Genomic DNA, 16,756 nt, shown 5'->3' on the forward strand with positions numbered 1-16,756 from the left:
CCATTCGATCAGGCTGAAAAGCCTGTGTTATCGCTTTTCTTGCTTCCACCCCTCTGCTTCTGTGCCCCTCTGCCTTCTTGCACTAGGTGGATTTGTCATAGCTTTCTACTTTTACGAAGCGTTATTATCTTAACAATGGGGGGAACTGCTGCATTTCAATTTATTGCAACAATCACCGGATTATTTCTGATTTTGATAAATTATGATGGTTGTGTTTTTTCTTCCAAAAAATCTTGCAATCAGCGGGTTTTACCACATAAAATCTGCTTGCAATGTTCGCAGAAAAACTTATTTTACTTACCAGCGTAGTAATGCTTAAAATAACGCGGACATTGCTAACAAGTACTTCAACAAATTTATTAACAAAACTTTGTCTCTATAATTGGAAGAGTTTTGAACTAGCGTAAAAATAAGTAAGTTGAGGATAAAATCATGAAATTCGGAATTGATAGCGGGCACAATTGTCCACCAGACACAGGAGCCAGAGGGATTAAATTTGAAGATAATTTAACTCTAGATGTAGGTAATAGAGTTATAGCCAAGTTAAGAGCTTTGGGGAATGAAGTCGTAGTATGTAGACCAAGTAGTGCTAGTACAGTCCGGGAATCGCTTTCAAAAAGATGTTCTACAGCGAATGGGAGTAAAGTAGATATTTACGTCTCGATTCATTTTAACTGCTTTAACGGACAAGCTAATGGCACAGAAGTATTTGCAACTAGCGATGCAGGGAGAAAAATCGCTAAACCTGTATTAGATGAAATCGTCAAATTAGGATTTTTTAATCGCGGTGTTAAGAGTGGTTCCCACTTGTTTGTTCTGAAAAATACAGATATGCCTTCGATTCTTGTAGAAGGTTGCTTTGTGGATTCCCAAAAAGATATGAATCTTTTTAATCCGGAAGCAATGGCTAATGCGATCGTCAAAGGCTTAACTGGTAAAGTGTCAAGTGTTCCTGTTAACCCCGTACCAGATGAAGAGCAGAATGTAGATACCACTATTCTCAGACTGCAAAAAGCCTTAAATCGACTAAAGATAACCGATAAAAATGGTAAAGCATTAGTAGAAGATGGCTTCACCGGGGCTAACACCAAATCTACCGTAGAAAAATTTCAGACTATTGTTGGGGTTCAGCCGACTGGAATTGCTGACGAAGCTACATGGAATGCCATAAATTTAATTTTGGCAAAACGAATTCTCAGACCAAACCATGCTGGTAATGCAGTTATCAGATACTTGCAATATCGTCTAGGTGTTGAGAATGATGGTGTCTACGGACCGCAAACAGAGGTTGCAATTAAAAACTTTCAAAAGCAAAATGGTTTAGATGCCGATGGAATTGTCGGGCCTGTTAGCTGGCAGAAATTAATTGGTTAGATTTAGGGGTAGGTATTATTCAAGGTAGATGAATTGTTGAAGTTGGTAGTGGATATCATTGAGAATATTCTGAAAAGGTGTAGTAAAGGTCCAACCGAACCTGCCCCAGTCTCAGAGCGATCACTCTTCATTCAGCATCAAGCAATGACAAAGTTTAAAAAGGAGGGCATCACCTGAAGCTGTTGACCTAAAATAATGAAAATAGATAACCAGGGCGTAGGAAATCATCTATGCTGCTGACAGGAATGTGTTCAACCTAACCAGGTTTGTGTTTGATAAGTATCAATCACACTTGGTCACAGGTAATTTCCTATTGCTCTGGTGCTTTTTTGGCGGTGAAGTTTCGCCAAAAGTATAAAAGTAAAGGGCTTTTCAAGCCTATAATAATTGTTACTACTTTGTTGTATAGGTAAACACAATTTTTTGGGGTTTCAAATTTATTTCCGATGTCATATCAAGCCTGGTACAATGCTAATCACTGGACGATCTAAAAAGCTGTTTTTCTCCTTATTCCATTGCCTTGACAATACCTCCAACAAGTTTTTCTTCAGCTTTCCCAGCCTCGATATAGTCACTCACTAAGTAGTATTCAAACAGAATTTGGAGTATCTGACTTTAATAATACAAATACGTTGGTAGGGGCATGGCATTGCCATGTTCTTACGAAAAATCTATCTGTATTAAGGTTTTCGTGAATTGGTATAAGTTATTGGCGCGAGTGCTCGCTACCTTCAGCCAATATTTCCGGAATTTCAGTGCGATCGCCGCTAAAATTAAAGTGCCAATGCTCTGAGCGCCCGTCAAGCTAATTTTACGTAAGTTTTCACAGTAGCGTAAGGCATTTCTAAATCTTCGGATATAACCTGCAATGATTCTCCCATTTCCCGGCGTGGTGATGACTCCAATAGTTGCGCGTAGGTAGTGGATGAATGGGCGATACTCACCTGTTTTATTTGAAGGGGAGCATCTTTTGAGGGGAAAAAGGCGCGTTAATCTAATTATTTTCGTCCCCTTGGGGGGATTTTGTTAGGGAAATTGTTTCCATCCCCTTTAGGGAAAGTGCTTAGGGAAAGTCCAACTCATAACATACTACCTTAAATATGTCAAGAATTTAATAAACAAATTAACAATTGGGAGCGGGGTAAGTTCATCTAGAGCAGTTTGGCAGCTAATTAAAGAAGCATACGGCGATGCCTTCACAGTAGGCATCGCGGATTTTAGATTAAATCTAAAATCCCAAATCGAGTTACCGATTCACCGCCGCCGCTTCCCGTGCTGCTGTTGCTTGATCTGGGTGGATACCTAAGCGCGTGAGATTAATCCGACCTTTGTTATCAATTTCGCGCACTTTGATAATCACTTCATCGCCCACCGCTACTTCATCCTCAACTTTACCAACGCGGTAGTCAGCTAGTTGTGAGATGTGGATCATCCCTTCTTTTCCAGGCAGAAATTCCACAAATGCACCTATCGGTATAATCCGAGTGATGCGTCCTGCGTAGACATCCCCTTCGTGCAGCTTACGGGTCATGCCTTGGATGATGTTTTTGGCTCTTTTGGCCTTGTTCTCATCCACAGCAGAAATTGTCACGGTGCCATCATCCTCAATGTCAATTTTAGCACCGGTTTCCTCAGTGATTCCCTTAATAGTCTTGCCTCCAGGTCCGATGACCAGACCAATCATGTCTGAATCAATCTTGATTGTTAACAGACGTGGGGCATAAGGTGAGGTTTCAGTCCTCGGCGTGTCAATACAGGCGAGCATTTTCTCCAAAATGTGCAACCGAGCTGCTTTGGCTTGGTGGACTGCTTGGGAAATAACATCCAACGACAAACCGGAGATTTTCATATCCATTTGCAAGGCGGTAATTCCGGTATCCGTCCCAGCAACTTTGAAGTCCATGTCGCCCAAAAAGTCTTCAATGCCCTGAATATCGGTCAGGATTCGCACTTCGTCCCCATCCTTAATCAGACCCATTGCTGCGCCACTGACGGGTTTGATAATTGGCACACCAGCATCCATGAGGGCGAGGGTAGAACCGCAGACTGAACCCATTGAGGTGGAACCGTTGGAGGAAAGTACTTCCGATACGATGCGAATCACGTAGGGAAATTGTTCTTTTGAGGGTAGCACAGGTAGGAGCGATCGCTCTGCTAATGCCCCGTGACCGATTTCACGCCTTCCTGGAGAACGCATTGGCTTGGTTTCCCCGACTGAGAACGGCGGGAAGTTGTAATGATGCAGATAACGCTTATGTTGGTCTAACTGCATGTCATCGTTGAGGTTTTGGGCATCACCTGGCGTACCCAAAGTACAAGCGGATAATACCTGAGTTAGTTCTCGGTTAAATAAACCACTACCGTGGACTCGCTTTGGTAAAACACCAACTAAGCAAGAAACACGACGGACTTCATCGAGTTTACGACCATCAACGCGAACGTTATCTTCGATAATTTGCCGCCGCATGAAGTATTTGGTAATATCTTTAAAAGTGTTACCAAGTGCCTTGCTATTTGCAGTTGCGGCAACTCGAATTGGATCTTCTTCTGGCAGTTCCTTAATCGTCGTGGCAATTTCATCCTTGACGACATCTAAAGCTGCATCGCGTTCAGGTTTGGTGAAAGTAAATTGCGACAGGATTTTCTTAATCTGGCTGCTAGTGCGATCGCGGATATAATTTTCTAGCGTCTGGTCTACTTTTGGTGGTGCTTCTTGCACTATTACCAAACCCAGTTCTGCTACTAAATCTTGCTGCGCTTTGATTAAGTCCCGCACTGCTTCATAACCAAAGTCAATTGCCTCGATGATATCTCGTTCTGGCAACTGATTGGCTCCCGCCTCCACCATGATTACGCCATCTAGTGAACCTGCTACTACCAGATCCAAATCTCCGGCTTCAATTTCTGCATAGGTGGGGTTAATAATGAAATCATCTCCCACTAAACCAACGCGAACTGCTGCCATTGGCCCATTAAAAGGAATCTGAGCAATCAGGGTAGCGATGGAAGCGCCTGTAACTGCTAGCACATCGGGTGGAACTAACTCGTCCATCGATAGCGTTAAAGCGATAATTTGCAGATCATCCCGTAGCCATGAGGGGAACAGGGGACGCATGGGACGGTCTATAAGACGGCTGGTGAGAATTGTTTTTTCTGGTGGGCGACCTTCCCGCCGCATGATCCCGCCGGGAATCCTACCAGCGGCATATAGCCTTTCTTCATAATCTACTGTCAGGGGAAGAAAATCAATGCCTTCTCTGGCTTGCGATCGCGTAGCCGTAACTAAAACGGATGTGTCCCCTGATTCTATCAAAACTGACCCACCAGCCTGGGGAGCTAGTAAGCCTACTTTCAGTCGAATATCCCTTCCATCGAAGGATATTGACTTGTCAACTTCTGCCATTCAGTTTTTTTTCCTTCTCTTTCGCTATTCTCTTTCTGTGGCAATCCTAACATTTATGCCCTATGACTGACTTTTAGTACATACAAAGATCAGACTTGTTGTTCAACCCAAAGCGCGATACATGATCAGCGCGTCTACCACTTGTTCATCCCTTAGCTTCGCTGCACGCGGAATGCGCCCAATAATCTCAAATCCTAACGACTGCCAAAGTGTAATTGAAGGTATATTAGTTTCAAAGACCAAATTGAACATTACTGCCTCATAGCCCAGGTTTGCTGCTATCAAGAGCATCGCCTCTCCCATGAACCGCCCGATCCCCTGACCGCCAAAGCCAGGTTGTACAATAAAACCAGCGTTGCAAATATGGCAACACCGACCAGGAAAGTTTGGCTTTAAATAAAACGCCCCTAATATTTCTTTTGGTTTGTATGTAGCATCCTGAACAGATGTCCTGACAACAAAGGCATCTTTACTCAACCAGTAAGTTGCAAATTCTAGCTGAGATAGAGGTCGCTTTTGGGGATAAGTTTTACCTTAAACAATTACAACATTGAGTAATGTTCTTACAACCTCCTGTTCTTGAGGATGTATATAATCTAGTTCAACCAGTATCCCGGTTTTTAAAACTTTAATTAGGGGAAATCTCATTATTAATAATGTTTAAGTGTAAGAATTGCTAAAGAATTTATTTTATGCAAAATTTTACTAAAAAATCTGATTGAGAAGATGCAAAAAGTGGAATAGTTACGATTTTAGTTCATGAGTTGTGGGAAAATATAAGTAGTTAGCAAATGGCGATTTTACACGGAAATTGGTTACTAAAAAGTCAAAAGGGTTGTTTATTTATTTGGGGAGAAACTTGGCGATCGCCACGAGTGAATTTCGAGTCTAATGGAGCTGGAGATATCCCACTACATCCATTGGCAATGACATCAGTTGAGTTGAGTGAGTGGTTGCCTTCGCAGAACATGGCAATTACTAACTTTATCCAGCAACCTCAAGTTGCTATGGCTACTACTGGGCGAACCTCCAAAGGAGGAGCTACGCTAACGCGCAAAGCAGCAAGTGCCACTGAGATAATGCCAACGCACTCCCAAATAATTGCCCTGCCAACTTATATCCCAGAAGGGAGTAAAGAAGGAACAGCAGCGATTTTCCCTGTACATTCTGCCAGCTTGGGGCTGGATACAGACTCCCCGCAATATTTGCAACCGTGGCGAGTTGAGGGTTTTTGTCTCAACCCCAGCGAGGCGGTAAAATTTCTCGCTGCTGTTCCCCTAAATGCTGCTAAAGGGGAAGATGCCTTTTTAGGAGGAGATTTACGTTTTTGGTCGCAGGTTGCTCGATGGAGTTTAGATTTAATCTCGCGGTGTAAGTTTTTACCAACAATTGACCGACAATCAGATGGTGTATTTGCTGCTAAATGGCAAGTACTCTTAGACAGTGCTGTAGATGGAACCCGTCTAGAAAAATTTTCTGCGAACATGCCGTTGGTTTGCCGCACCTTTCAGGAAAGTGCTGAGTTGAAAGAAAAAGACTCAACACTCAACGCTCACTACTCAGCAGTAGACTTTCCTACCGAACCTCAAGAATTACTTTTAGGATTTCTTAACAGTACGATAGATGCCCAAGTGCGAAGGATGGTGGGTTCCCAACCTCCAATGGAAGCCAAAGCGATGTCTACGACGGGCAGCGCCTACGCATTACCATCTGCGGTGCGACAGTGGTTACAAGCCTTAACTAGTGCATCTCATCCAGTTAATGCAGATGCAATTGAAGTGGAACGACTGGAAGCGGCACTGAAGGCTTGGACGATGCCGCTACAATACCAATTAACTCTTAAAACTCTATTTCGTACCTGTTTTCAACTGCGTTCTCCGGAGTCTGGCGAAACAGATTGGACATTAGCCTATTTCCTGCAAGCGGCTGATGATCCTGAGTTTTTAGTGGATACAGCAACTATTTGGAACAATCCAGTTGAACGGTTGGTTTATGAAAATCGGACAATTGAGCAACCACAAGAAATATTTTTGCGGGGTTTGGGGGTAGCTTCCCGATTATACCCAGCGATTGCACCCAGTTTTGAAACCGAATATCCCCAATCTTCTCGTCTCAACCCCATCCAAGCTTATGAGTTTATCAAGGCTGTGGCTTGGAGGTTGGAAGACAGTGGTTTGGGAGTAATTTTACCTCCTAGTTTAGCTAACCGTGAAGGATGGGCGAACCGTTTGGGTTTGAAAATTACTGCCGAAACTCCAAAGAAAAAGCAGGGACGTTTAGGGTTGCAAAGTCTGCTGAATTTCCAATGGCAATTAGCAATTGGTGGACAAACTATTTCCAAAGCTGAGTTTGATAAACTTGTGGCTTTAAATAGTCCGCTAGTGGAAATTAACGGCGAGTGGGTGGAATTACGGCCCCAAGACATCAAAACAGCCCAAACTTTTTTTACCACTCGCAAAGACCAAATGGCGCTTTCCTTAGAAGATGCCTTACGTTTCAGTACAGGAGATACTCAGGTAATTGAAAAATTACCAGTGGTCAGCTTTGAGGCATCTGGGGCATTACAAGAGTTGATTGGGGCGTTAACAAATAACCAGGCGATCGCACCTTTGCTCACACCAACAGGCTTTCAAGGACAGTTGCGACCTTATCAAGAACGAGGTGCTGCTTGGCTCTCATTCTTAGAACGTTGGGGCTTAGGCGCGTGTCTGGCGGACGACATGGGACTCGGTAAAACTATTCAGCTCATCGCTTTTTTGTTACATCTCAAAGAACAAGATGCATTAGAAAATCCAACACTGCTAGTTTGTCCAACTTCGGTTTTAGGCAACTGGGAAAGGGAAGTTAATAAATTTGCACCTAGCCTGAAAATTTTGCAATATCACGGTGACAAACGCCCAAAAGGGAAAGCGTTTTTAGAAGCAGTAAAAAATCATGATTTAATCGTTACTAGCTACTCACTTCTTTATCGAGATATCAAGTCATTGCAAAGTGTATCTTGGCAGATAATTGTTTTAGATGAAGCCCAAAATGTGAAAAATCCAGAGGCGAAGCAGTCAAAAGCAGTGCGGCAATTAGAAGCGACGTTTCGGATTGCGTTGACGGGGACACCAGTAGAAAATAGGCTGCAAGAACTCTGGTCTATTTTAGATTTTCTGAATCCAGGGTATTTAGGTAATCGGCAATTTTTCCAGCGGCGGTTTGCCATGCCAATTGAAAAGTATGGTGATACGGCTTCTTTGAATCAATTACGTTCATTAGTTCAACCATTTATACTGCGACGATTGAAAAGCGATCGCGACATCATTCAAGACTTACCAGATAAGCAAGAAATGACTGTATTTTGCGGTTTAACTGGCGAACAGGCTGCACTTTATCAACAAGTTGTAGAACAATCTTTAGCAGAGATAGATTCTGCTGAAGGATTGCAACGTCGGGGAATGATTTTGGCTTTACTAATCAAACTCAAACAAATTTGCAATCACCCAGCCCAATACTTGAAACAGGCGACATTAGAGCAACATAATTCAGCCAAACTTCTGCGGCTAGAAGAAATGTTAGAAGAAGTTTTATCAGAAAGCGATCGCGCTTTAATTTTTACACAATTTGCTGAGTGGGGTAAATTACTTAAACCATATTTAGAAAAACAGCTTGGGCGAGAAATATTCTTTTTATATGGTAGCACCAGTAAAAAACAACGAGAGGAAATGATCGACCGTTTCCAACACGACCCCCAAGGTCCCCCAATTATGATTCTTTCTCTAAAAGCAGGTGGTGTCGGACTGAATTTAACACGAGCAAATCATGTATTCCACTTTGATAGATGGTGGAATCCAGCCGTGGAAAATCAAGCCACAGATAGAGTATTTCGGATTGGTCAAACCCGCAATGTGCAAGTACATAAATTTGTCTGCACTGGCACTTTAGAAGAAAAAATTCATGACATGATTGAAAGTAAAAAACAATTGGCTGAACAAGTTGTGGGTGCTGGTGAAGAATGGTTGACTGAACTAGATACAGACCAACTTCGTAACTTACTAATACTTGACCGCAGTGCAGTAATTGACGATGATGCAGAATAAGTTCGTAGTGCCAACTTAACTGTATTAACTGCGCCAAGCTACTACAAATTTATATTTGTTCGTATGCACTAGACCTTTTGCATAAATATTTTGTAATCTGATGCGGAGGTGCAAATAAAGAGTCAAAAATCGATATTTTTGGAAAGTTTATATTGAATTTTTTTATTTAAAAGTTTCTTAGATATGGATGATCAAGAAGCACTACAGAGAACTCTCAACCGCACCCGTCGCGCCCTCCAGATATTAGAAGAACAAAAAGCTGGTTTTGGGATTCGAGTTCCAGTAGATTTGCAAATCGAACTGGAAGAAAAGCAAAAAGAAGTCGCTAGCTTAGAGGCGCGATTGAGTCATCTTAAAAAGAGCATCAGCAAAGTAGAGTCAGAAAGCAAGCAAAAGGAAGTTTTTATCTCTTACACCTGGCGAGATAATCACAGTGAAACATTTGTACAACAACTGGAAAAAGCATTTCAGGCAAAAGGCATTACAATCATTAGGGATAAAAATGCAATTGGTTACAAAGAACGATTTCAAGAATTCATGCAGCGATTGAGTCGTGGCGAATGTGTGATTGTAGTAATCAGCGACCAATATTTGAAGTCGGAAAATTGTATGTATGAACTAATTGAAATTGCCAAGAATGGAAAACTTTATCATCGAATTTTTCCCATAGTTTTAGCAGATGCCGAAATTTATAAGCCTATTGAAAGAATTAAATATGTTCAGTATTGGGAAAAGAAAATTCAAGATTTAAATGACGCTATGAGAACAGTTAGCGCTGCTAATTTACAGGGATTTAGAGAAGAAATTGACCTATATACTGAAATTCGTAATATGTTTGCTAATCTCATAAACTTGCTGAAGGATATGAATGCTCTGACGGAAGATATTCATATACAATCAGAATTCGAGGCACTGCTCAAAGCGATCGCACAAAGTTTAGATGAGTAAGCAAAGAGCGAATGTACGGAGCCTCTGCCAAAGGCGATCACCCTCAATGATTCGGGAAAAGTCGATATTTTGTTGCTCCTCCTGCCTTTTGCCTTTTTTCAACTGCAAATCCTGAGATTTATTTTTATATAACCTTATGGATAATCAAGAAGCACTACAGCGAACTCTCAACCGCGCTCGTCGCGCCCTCCAGATATTAGAGGAGGAAAAAGCTGGTTATGGGATTCGAGTTCCAGTAGATTTGCAGATCGAACTGGAGGAAAAACAAAAAGAAGTCACTAGCCTAGAGGCGCGATTAAGCCTGTTAGAGGGACAACGCCCGGAAAGTGTGCCCGATAATCTGCCTCGCTATAACGATGTGTTTGTGGGACGAAAACAAGAAATCGCCCGTTGTTTGGAGGCACTTTCACCAGAGGAACGCGGTTGGGGTGTGGCGATCGATGGTATTGGTGGTATGGGCAAAACGGTGTTAGCGCTAGAGGTAGCACACTTTGCCCGTGAGCAAGCTTTATTTGATGCCTACCTGTTTGTTTCTGCCAAAACTACCTGGCTTTCAACTGAGGGAGTGCGGCCAGAAACCCTCGCCCTGTCTTCTCTCGATAGCTTCTGCCGAGAATTTGCCAAAGGGTTGGGACAGACAGATATTGTGAAAATGACTGATGCCACAGAACGCCGCCGCGCCCTTCTAGATGCCCTGCGGGGACGGCGCACCCTGTTGATTTGGGACAACTTGGAAACCCTGAATGCAGAAGAACGCAATATGATTGCCGAGTTTTTGCGGAAACTGCCCACCCTGAACAAAGCCATCATCACCAGTCGCCGTCGCACTGGGGAAAGCGCCCTCACTATCCGCTTAGATCGTCTTTTGGAGGCAGAAGCTTTGGAGTTAATGCAGGCGAAGGGAAAGTCGCACCCCCGTCTAGCCCAGGAACTAAACGCAACCAAGCCAGAGATATTGACCGCTTTATATCAAGCGTCTGGTGGCAATCCTCTAGCATTGGATTGGACGTTGGGACAGGTGGCACACAAAGGCTACTCCATAAGTGATGCCCTAGAGCGGTTGCGGAATGCCGCCAAATCCCCCGATCTCTACGGGTTTTTGTTTGCTGATGCCGCTGAAACTCTCTCTGGAAATGATCGCACAGTGTTATCTGCCCTGGCTGTGTTCCTGACACCAGCAAAAACCGCAGCCCTGGCAGATGCTACGGATTTAGCCATCACCGAGATCCAAATTTCTTTAGAGCGGTTGGTAACACTATCTTTGGTGAATGAGTTGGATGGAGAACGGTTTGGTCTGCACCCCCTCACCCGCACCTATGTCCGGGCAGCTGTGGGCGGAATGGATACCGTTGGGACTGCACCCCTAAGTAGAATTCAGTTTGACCCTGCTGCCCAAGGGAAAGTTCTGCGCTACTGGGTGGACTTTGCCCAGAAGTACGGGGGTGACGGTAAAGATGCCTATAAGACACATGACATACTGGAAGCCGAGTGGCAGAATCTAGAGGGCGTGGCTACAACCCTGCGGGAGATGGCAGGTATACCCGGTGAATTGAAAGACCGACAGGCTGCCCAAATGCTCATCGATTTGGAAAACGCTTTGAATAACTTCCTCTTCTTTCGAGGCTACTGGGATGAGGAGCTACACTTGGGTGAGTGGCGATATCAGGCAGGAAAGGCGCTGAGTCAGTGGAGTGATGCTAGTTGGGGAGCATATCACATTGCCCGGATTCACTGCAATCGTACCAATACTGATAGAGCAGCCAGTTGGGCGGCTTACATGGCGGAGGTCATAGAGCGTGGTGGCAACCGTAGGGATAAGGCTTTTGCAACCCGTTTGCAAGGACAGATTGCATATCAACGCCAGGACTGGGCAAAGGCTGAGTGCTTGTATCAGGAGGCATTAGTAATTTCCCAAGAGTTAGGGAAGGAAGAAGATGAGGCACTCGCCTTCTATGATCTGGGAGTAATTGCGCGATCGCAGGCAGACTATGATCGCGCCGAGTCTTACTACAAGCAAGCATTAGCGATAGAAGAAAAACTAAAAAATAAAGAAAGACAAGCAATGTATTGCGGCAGCTTGGGAAATCTAGCTCTTGACCGCGATCGCCTTACAGAAGCCCGCCTCTGGTTCGAGTGTGAGTTAGCCCTGGCGCAGGAAGTGGGACGGCAAGACTTGGTAGCTTTTGCTCAATCGGGGCTAGCGCAAATTCTGGAGGAGGAGGGGCGCTATACAGAGGCGCTACCCTTGGCACTGGCTGCCCTGGAAATCCAAGAGCGCCTGCGCGCTCGGAACTTGAATTGGGCGCGCAAATTAGTTGAGCGGTTGCGCCGCAAGGCAGGGATGGAATAATTCGTAATTCGTAATTAATTCAAGGTTTTACCCCCCTGTGTAGTCCCAAAGTTCCATTCTGTAAGCGTATATTTGCAAAACTGATATGCTCTCAACGATAACGCTATAGTCTGAGGTAACTGTCACAAAATGATATTAACTCATCTATCCCATAATTTTGAATTTTGAATTGACTTATGACTAATTACACATTACAAGCAAGTCGAGAATGGTGGTCACAACAATGGCTAGATTTGCTAGATTCCTATCGCTTTAAAAAGCGTTTAGAACGTGCGAGAAATTATGCTCGTCAAGGAAATGTTCTCAGCATCGAATTTAAAGGTGCAAAAGTATTAGCTAGAGTGCAAGGTAGTGAAGTAGAACCTTATAAAGTTTCTCTTTACCTTGAACCTTTTAGCGATGAACAGTGGGGTTATGTAATTGAAACCATGTCCCAAAGGGCAATTTTTGCTGCCAAGCTACTAGCAGGAGAAATGCCACAAAATATAGAAGAAGTGTTTACGGCAAATGGTCTTTCGATATTTCCTTTTACCCTTGCTGATGTTCAGAGTAAATGCTCTTGTCCTGATAAAGCAAATCCCTGTAAACATATTGGTGCGCTGTACTATCAGTTAGGCGATCGCTTCAGTGAAGACCCCTTTGTACTATTTCAATTGCGCGGACGCACCAAAGAGCAAATTATCAGCGACTTACGTCAATTACGTAGAGCCAAAATTCAACCAAATGCCACAGAAACGCTTGATGTTCAACAGTCAATTCCTAATAACAAATACTTGGTAAAAATTGACTCTTTCTGGCAATACAATGAGCCACTAGAATCATCCTTGGTAGTGATTGCACCGTCCACTAGTGAGATGATATTAGATGTATTAGGAGCAATCCCGCTAGCGAAGGAAGAGGAAAATACAGTAAATTCAACTTCGAGTGATGTGGTAATGAAGTATTTAAATACAGTTTACAGAGATGTGAGTCAGAAGGCTTTTTTAGCAGCAATGAATGTGGGAGGAAGTTGATACTAATTCGTAAGATTGTTGTAATTTTAGTTTCAGACCAAAGTGCTGTAGTCCAAAGAGCCATCTGCAAAGATAAAATTCTCAAAACCTGTTGTGGACATTGTAATAACATTTTTATTGTTATTGAAGCTGATATTAGCTGGGTTTAGGGCATTGCCTGAAATTACACCAGAAAAAGTGAGTTCAGAGCGATTGAAAGCACTGAGGTCTAAGGTGTCAAAACCTTTTCCACCATCCACAGTCCCAGTGCCAAACCCTTTGAAGTAGTCATTTCCAGTACCTAGATCAATGTTGATACCGCCACCAATAGTAACTTTTTGTTGAACTCCATCGATGGTACTGGTGGATGTAATTTTATCATTGCCATCGCCAGTCTTAATAGTTCCTTTTCCATAGATGCCATAGGCAGTACCACCATTTTTTGTTGTAGCCTGTCCGGTAAGAATGTCACCACCATTCCCAGTATCAATTACTCCGTTGTTAGAGATACCTATCCCAAATCCGCTGTCGCCGTAAACGAAAGCCTCATCACCAGTTCCAGTGCCAGTGATTGTGTCATTTCCGGCCCCTGTATTCAGATTGCCATTATTGCTGATGCCAGTCCCTGGAGCGTCATAGCCAAACGCAGGCTCAAATCCGCCGTCGCCGCCGATACCGATGCCAGCGATTATGTCATTTCCGTCTCCGGTATCCAGTTGCCCAGTGTTGCTGATACCTATCCCAAATCCGCCGTAGCCGCCAAAGTGACCCGAACCACCAGTGCCGCCGTGACCAGTGCCAGCGATCATGTCATTGCCCAACCCAGTATTCAGTTTGCCACTATTACTGATGCCTGTTCCAGTACTACCATCGATGCCAATGCGACTGTCACCAGCAGTGCCGCCCTGACCAGTGCCAGTGATAATGTCATTGCCCAACCCAGTATTCAGTTTGCCACTGTTGCTGATGCCAGTCCCAAATCCACCTTCGCCGCCACCGCGGAATTCGCCGCTGCCGTAAGCGCCGTTGCCGCCAGTGCCATTGCTGATGATAGTATCGTTGCCCAACCCAGTATTAAGGATGCCACTGTTACTGATGCCAGTCCCTGTACCGCCACCGCCGCCAACACTGCCAAAATTGGGTTCATCAACACCAAAATCACTTGCGCCGTTGCCTCCACGACCCCCAATACCCTTGCTGATGATAGCGTCGTCGCAGGGCCCAGCATTCAGATTGCCATTATTGCTGATGCCGATTCCAGCACTGCCTTTGCTGCCATCGACGTTTTTACCGATAACACCATCAGCCCCTTTACCACCAGTGCCGTTGCCTTTAATGGTGTCCTTTCCGAAGCCTGTATAAATGAAACCTCCAGTTAAAACATCAATCCCAATTGCGGAAAATTTATTTAAATCTTCCCCAATTAAAGTGTCGTCACCAGCAGTGCCTGTGAAATTGGGTGGAACTGTAAGTCTAGGCATAATCAAAATCCTCTAAATTTAGATTAGTATGGTCAGCTTGCTCATTTGAATTGTCGCTTGGCTCTGACTTTTGACGGCGACGACTACTTTTCTTCAACTCACCTATTAACCTATTATCTCTTTGTAATGGTAATCTTTGTGTATCAGGTAAAGGTGTGATAATTTCTAAAGTAGTGCGATCGCAAGCTAACTTTGCTGCCCAATGTCCCAAGTCTTTTAGAAGATTTTCAAACTGTTGCCAGCTAATGTCATAAAGCATTACTCGGTCTGCTCGATTCTTAGCGACTGTCATTGTTACGACCTCCAGAATGTTTTATTGTCCAAACTCAAGCCTAGCCTGTTCTACCAAATCAACAGTCACAATCTCTTGCTCTGCTTCACGAGCCAGCTGTTGAATTCTGGCTCTAGCTTGAGCACGGACAAAAAGGGAATATTTTGTAACTTTTCTTTAGTTTCATCTGTCCATCGCAAAGCATCAATAAAATTAGAGTCGCTCATAATATTAATTACCTTGGTAGACCGCTGAGTTTTATCAATAGATTATTAATTTTCCTATAAAAAAAGCCCTTGCTTTTATGCAAGAGCCTCTAAATTATTTAGCTGTCAGTGATTAGATAAACCTTACAACCTAGTCAAGGTCGTCCATGAACATCACTGGCTCAGTATCACGGTTAATTCCTTTCTCAAAACCACCAGAAGCAGCCCGGGCGCGACCAGCGTGCCACAAGTGACCAACTAGGAAGAAGAATCCTAGTACGAAGTGAGAAGTCGCCAACCAAGCGCGAGGAGATACGTAGTTGAAGGAGTTAATCTCAGTAGCCACACCACCCACGGAGTTCAGAGAACCCAGAGGAGCGTGGGTCATGTATTCAGCAGCACGACGAGCTTGCCAAGGCTGAATATCATTCTTGATTTTTTCCAGGTCAAGACCATTGGGGCCACGTAGAGGCTCCAACCAAGGGCCGCGGAAATCCCAGAAGCGCATGGTTTCACCACCAAAGATGATTTCACCAGTTGGAGAGCGCATTAGGTATTTACCTAGACCAGTGGGGCCTTGGGCAGAACCGACGTTAGCACCCAAGCGTTGGTCACGAATCAAGAAGGTCAGAGCCTGAGCTTGAGAAGCTTCTGGACCGGTAGGACCGTAAAATTCGCTGGGGTAAACGGTGTTGTTAAACCAAACATACAGGCAGGCAATGAAGCCCATCAGGGAGAGAGCGCCCAAACTGTAGGAGAGGTAAGCTTCACCAGACCAGATGGATGCCCTACGTGACCAAGCAAAAGGCTTGGTAAGAATGTGAAAAATGCCGCCAGCAATTAAGATAAAGGCAATCCAGATATGACCGCCGACTACATCTTCCAAGTTATCAACGCTGACAATCCAGCCTTCACCACCGAAGGGAGACTTGATTACATAACCGAAGATGACCGCTGGATTCAGTGTTGGATTAGTAATGATCCGAACATCACCACCGCCTGGTGCCCAAGTGTCATACAAACCACCAAAGAACATTGCTTTTGCTACCAACAGCAGCGCACCGAATCCCAAAATAATCAGGTGGAACCCGATGATGTTGGTCATCTTGTTCTTGTCTTTCCAGTCGTAACCAAAGAAAGAAGAGTATTCTTCTAAGGTTTCTGGACCACGGACGGCATGATAGATACCGCCAAAGCCAAGGACGGCTGAGGAAATTAAGTGGAGTACACCGACAACAAAGTAGGGGAAGGTGTCGATGACTTCACCACCAGCACCAACACCCCAACCCTGACTGGCGAGGTGAGGTAACAGGATCAAGCCCTGCTCGTACATGGGCTTTTCAGGAACGAAGTGAGCGACTTCAAACAAGGTCATCGCTCCAGCCCAGAATACAATCAAACCAGCGTGGGCAACGTGAGCACCCAGTAGTTTGCCAGATAGGTTGATTAAACGTGCGTTACCAGACCACCAGGCAAACCCAGTGGATTCTAGGTCGCGTCCAGTGCCGCCTAAGATATTTGGTCTATTAGAGAGCGTTACCACGTGGTAATACCTCCTCAGGGAATACAAATTGTTCGTGGGGTTGATCTTGAGGAGCCATCCAAGCGCGGATACCCTCATTCAGCAAAATGTTTTTGGTATAGAAGGT

General features: G+C 44.2%; 12 protein-coding genes and 2 pseudogenes. 5 read left to right on the plus strand and 9 right to left on the minus strand.

The annotated features are described in order from the left end of the window. The first annotated feature begins 432 nt into the window (after positions 1-432). On the plus strand, positions 433-1,374 hold the full coding sequence (locus tag V7K21_RS12310; protein WP_335174547.1) for an N-acetylmuramoyl-L-alanine amidase: 942 nt from the start codon (positions 433-435) through the stop codon (positions 1,372-1,374). 800 nt (positions 1,375-2,174) lie between these two features. Here V7K21_RS12310 and V7K21_RS12315 read toward each other — a convergent pair. The 3 genes and pseudogenes from V7K21_RS12315 to V7K21_RS12325 form a co-directional block, all read right to left on the minus strand. Next, a complete protein-coding gene (locus tag V7K21_RS12315; protein WP_335174572.1) occupies positions 2,175-2,318 on the minus strand; it encodes a hypothetical protein in 144 nt (47 codons plus the stop codon). 302 nt (positions 2,319-2,620) lie between these two features. Next, a complete protein-coding gene (locus tag V7K21_RS12320; RefSeq protein WP_335174550.1) occupies positions 2,621-4,777 on the minus strand; it encodes a polyribonucleotide nucleotidyltransferase in 2,157 nt (718 codons plus the stop codon). A gap of 102 nt (positions 4,778-4,879) precedes the next feature. Continuing rightward, a pseudogene (locus tag V7K21_RS12325) lies at positions 4,880-5,425 on the minus strand (GNAT family N-acetyltransferase). A gap of 143 nt (positions 5,426-5,568) precedes the next feature. Between V7K21_RS12325 and V7K21_RS12330 the strand changes: the two are divergent. From V7K21_RS12330 to V7K21_RS12345, 4 genes are all read left to right on the plus strand, one after another. Next, a complete protein-coding gene (locus V7K21_RS12330; RefSeq protein WP_335174552.1) occupies positions 5,569-8,859 on the plus strand; it encodes a DEAD/DEAH box helicase in 3,291 nt (1,096 codons plus the stop codon). Positions 8,860-9,042: 183 nt separating this feature from the next. Next, a complete protein-coding gene (locus tag V7K21_RS12335) occupies positions 9,043-9,807 on the plus strand; it encodes a toll/interleukin-1 receptor domain-containing protein (RefSeq protein WP_335174554.1) in 765 nt (254 codons plus the stop codon). A gap of 136 nt (positions 9,808-9,943) precedes the next feature. Further along, complete coding sequence (locus tag V7K21_RS12340) at positions 9,944-12,157, plus strand: tetratricopeptide repeat protein (RefSeq protein WP_335174556.1); 2,214 nt, start codon at positions 9,944-9,946, stop codon at positions 12,155-12,157. Between the two features lie 176 nt (positions 12,158-12,333). Next, positions 12,334-13,170 carry an SWIM zinc finger family protein gene (locus V7K21_RS12345; RefSeq protein ID WP_335174558.1) on the plus strand — a complete coding sequence of 279 codons (837 nt, stop codon included), beginning with the start codon at positions 12,334-12,336 and terminating at the stop codon, positions 13,168-13,170. Positions 13,171-13,202: 32 nt separating this feature from the next. Here V7K21_RS12345 and V7K21_RS12350 read toward each other — a convergent pair whose 3' ends face one another. From V7K21_RS12350 to V7K21_RS12370, 6 genes and pseudogenes are all read right to left on the minus strand, one after another. Continuing rightward, a complete protein-coding gene (locus V7K21_RS12350) occupies positions 13,203-14,630 on the minus strand; it encodes a hypothetical protein (RefSeq protein WP_335174560.1) in 1,428 nt (475 codons plus the stop codon). Continuing rightward, positions 14,623-14,922, minus strand: a complete 300-nt coding sequence (locus V7K21_RS12355; protein WP_335174562.1) for a hypothetical protein — start codon at positions 14,920-14,922, stop codon at positions 14,623-14,625. Before V7K21_RS12355 ends, V7K21_RS12350 begins: the two co-directional genes overlap by 8 nt. A gap of 21 nt (positions 14,923-14,943) precedes the next feature. After that, complete coding sequence (locus tag V7K21_RS30680; protein WP_442948874.1) at positions 14,944-15,018, minus strand: hypothetical protein; 75 nt, start codon at positions 15,016-15,018, stop codon at positions 14,944-14,946. Further along, complete coding sequence (locus V7K21_RS12360) at positions 14,988-15,128, minus strand: hypothetical protein (RefSeq protein ID WP_335174564.1); 141 nt, start codon at positions 15,126-15,128, stop codon at positions 14,988-14,990. The genes V7K21_RS30680 and V7K21_RS12360 overlap by 31 nt, the downstream gene beginning before the upstream one ends. A 130-nt stretch (positions 15,129-15,258) precedes the next feature. Then, a complete protein-coding gene (gene psbC, locus V7K21_RS12365) occupies positions 15,259-16,650 on the minus strand; it encodes a photosystem II reaction center protein CP43 (RefSeq protein ID WP_335174566.1) in 1,392 nt (463 codons plus the stop codon). Continuing rightward, positions 16,634-16,756: pseudogene (locus V7K21_RS12370) on the minus strand (photosystem II D2 protein (photosystem q(a) protein)); the annotation flags it as partial. The gene psbC and the pseudogene V7K21_RS12370, both read right to left, overlap by 17 nt.

The organism is Nostoc sp. (genome assembly GCF_036919595.1).
In the GTDB taxonomy this organism is placed as follows: domain Bacteria; phylum Cyanobacteriota; class Cyanobacteriia; order Cyanobacteriales; family Nostocaceae; genus Nostoc.